Origin of the sequence: Pseudomonas sp. P7759 (assembly GCF_013386445.1) — a bacterium.
In the GTDB taxonomy this organism is placed as follows: Bacteria; Pseudomonadota; Gammaproteobacteria; order Pseudomonadales; family Pseudomonadaceae; genus Aquipseudomonas; species Aquipseudomonas azotoformans_A.
Map to the genome: position 1 here is coordinate 1 of NZ_JACART010000135.1, position 2,345 is coordinate 2,345.

Sequence of the window (2,345 nt, forward strand, 5' to 3'; positions counted from 1 at the left end):
AAGTCGATCTTCAGCAAGTTGACTCAATACGGGTTCACCGGTTGGGCCGTGCTGGAGTGGGAGTGTTGCCTGAAAGACTCTGCACAAGGCGCTGCCGAGGGCGCGGGGTTCATCCGGGATCACATGATCAATCGAAGCCAAAAGGCCTTTGACGATTTCGTCAGCGTGGCCAGCGACGCGGCTTCCAACAGGCGCTTGTTGGGCTTGCCAGACGCTTGAGTTGCACCAGTTTTTTCCAATAACAATAAGACGGTGACGGTTATGACGTGGATGAGTGCGCGCTTGAGCGCCATGATGTTTCTGCAATTCTTTATCTGGGGTGGCTGGTTCGTCACCCTGGGCACTTTTCTGTCCAGCCAGTTGGGCGCCAGCGGCAGCCAGATTGGCATGGCGTTCTCGACACAGTCCTGGGGCGCGATCATTGCGCCGTTCGTGATCGGGCTGATCGCTGACCGTTTCTTCAATGCCGAACGCATTCTGGCGGTGCTGCACCTAGTGGGGGCGGTGTTGCTGTATCAGCTCTACCGGGCGCCGGATTTTGCCGCGTTCTACCCCTACGTGCTGGCCTACATGATGATCTACATGCCGACCCTGGCCTTGGTCAATTCCGTTGCCTTCCGGCAGATGCGCGACCCGGCGCTGGAGTTTTCGCGCATTCGTGTATGGGGCACCGTGGGCTGGATTGTTGCGGGTGTGGTGATCAGTTTTGTGTTCGCCTGGGACTCGAAAGCCGCGATTGCTTCCGGTGGCCTGCGCAACACCTTCCTGATGGCGGCGCTGGCGTCCCTGGTGCTGGGTGTCTACAGCTTCACACTGCCGAAAACGGCACCGCTGAAAGCCGACACCACGCGAACCGGGGTTAAACAGATCCTCGGCCTGGACGCCTTGGGCCTGTTGAAAGACCGCAGCTACCTGGTGTTTTTCATCGCCTCGATCCTGATCTGTATCCCGCTGGCATTCTATTACCAGAATGCCAACCCCTTCCTCGCCGATATCGGCATGACCAACCCCACGGCGAAGATGGCCATCGGGCAGGTCTCCGAAGTCCTGTTCATGCTCCTGCTGCCTTTGTTCATTCATCGCTTCGGTATCAAGACGGCCTTGCTTATGGGCATGCTGGCGTGGGCCTTGCGCTACGTGTTGTTTGCCTACGGTAACAACGCCGACCTGGCCTTTATGCTATTCACCGGTATCGCCCTGCACGGTATCTGCTACGACTTTTTCTTTGTGTCCGGGCAGATCTACACCGATGCCAAAACCCCTGAGCGCTTCAGAAGCTCGGCCCAGGGCCTGATTACCCTGGCCACCTACGGCGTCGGCATGCTGATCGGTTTCTGGGTAGCGGGCCATGTCTCCGATTATTACGCGACACCTGCGGGTCACCTGTGGCAGAGCATCTGGTTGTTCCCGGCGTTTTTTTCCCTGGGCGTGGTGGTGGTATTCATGTTTGCCTTTCGCGATGCACGACGACCGGAACCGGCGCGTGCCAAGGGTTGAGGGGCTAACAAGCCTGGCCAACGAATCTTAGAGACTGTCGGGGTCTCCGAAAAACATCTGAATCCGCGACCGCAACCACCGTTCACCCGGATCATTATCCTGCGACCCACGCCACGCCATGTGCAGCTCAAAACTGCGCACTGGCAACGGCGGATCCTCCGCGCGCAAGCCACCCGCCGAGGTCAGCGCCTCAGCGGCATAGTCCGGCACAGTAGCCAGAATATCCGTGCCGGCCAGCAAGGTACCCAAGCCGTTGAACTGCGGCACGGCCAATACCACGTGGCGTTTGCGGTCGAGTTTTTCCAGTTCTTCGTCAATAAACCCGCTCAAGTCACCAGCAAACGACACCAGCGCGTGGGGGCGGGCGCAAAAGTCGTCCAGGCTGAGGGAGCCCGGTACGCTGTCGGCGCGCAGCAGTTTCGGCAGGCTGCGGCGCAACACTTTGCGCTTGGCATTGGCCGGCAGGTCGGCGGTGTAGCTGACGCCGATGGAGATTTCGCCGGAAGCCAGCAAGCCCGGCATCAGGATATAGTTGACGCGGCGCACCACCAGCACGATGCCGGGGGATTCCGCACGAAGGCGTTTGAGCAGCTGGGGCAGCAGGGCGAATTCCACGTCATCGGACAGGCCAATTCGGAACACTGCCGTGCTGGTGGCCGGATCAAACTCGGCGGCGCGGCTGACGGCGGTGGAAATCGAGTCCAGGGCCGGGGAGAGCAGGGCGAAGATTTCTACCGCCCGGGCCGATGGCTCCATGCTGCGGCCGGTGCGCACGAACAAAGGGTCATCAAACAGCCCGCGCAGGCGTGACAAGGCCGCGCTGATGGCCGGCTGGCCGAGGAACAATT

General features: G+C 60.1%; 2 protein-coding genes and 1 pseudogene. 2 read left to right on the forward strand and 1 reads right to left on the reverse strand.

Features of this window, described 5'->3' with window-relative positions; genetic code table 11:
* Nucleotides 1–219: pseudogene (locus tag HX823_RS31640) on the forward strand (sugar phosphate isomerase/epimerase); the annotation flags it as partial.
* A gap of 42 nt (nucleotides 220–261) precedes the next feature.
* Nucleotides 262–1,497 carry a nucleoside permease gene (locus HX823_RS31645; RefSeq protein WP_177078575.1) on the forward strand — a complete coding sequence of 412 codons (1,236 nt, stop codon included), beginning with the start codon at nucleotides 262–264 and terminating at the stop codon, nucleotides 1,495–1,497.
* Nucleotides 1,498–1,524: 27 nt separating this feature from the next.
* Here HX823_RS31645 and HX823_RS31650 read toward each other — a convergent pair.
* The coding region (locus HX823_RS31650) for a LysR substrate-binding domain-containing protein (protein WP_177078577.1) at nucleotides 1,525–2,345 on the reverse strand (821 nt) is incomplete at its 5' end.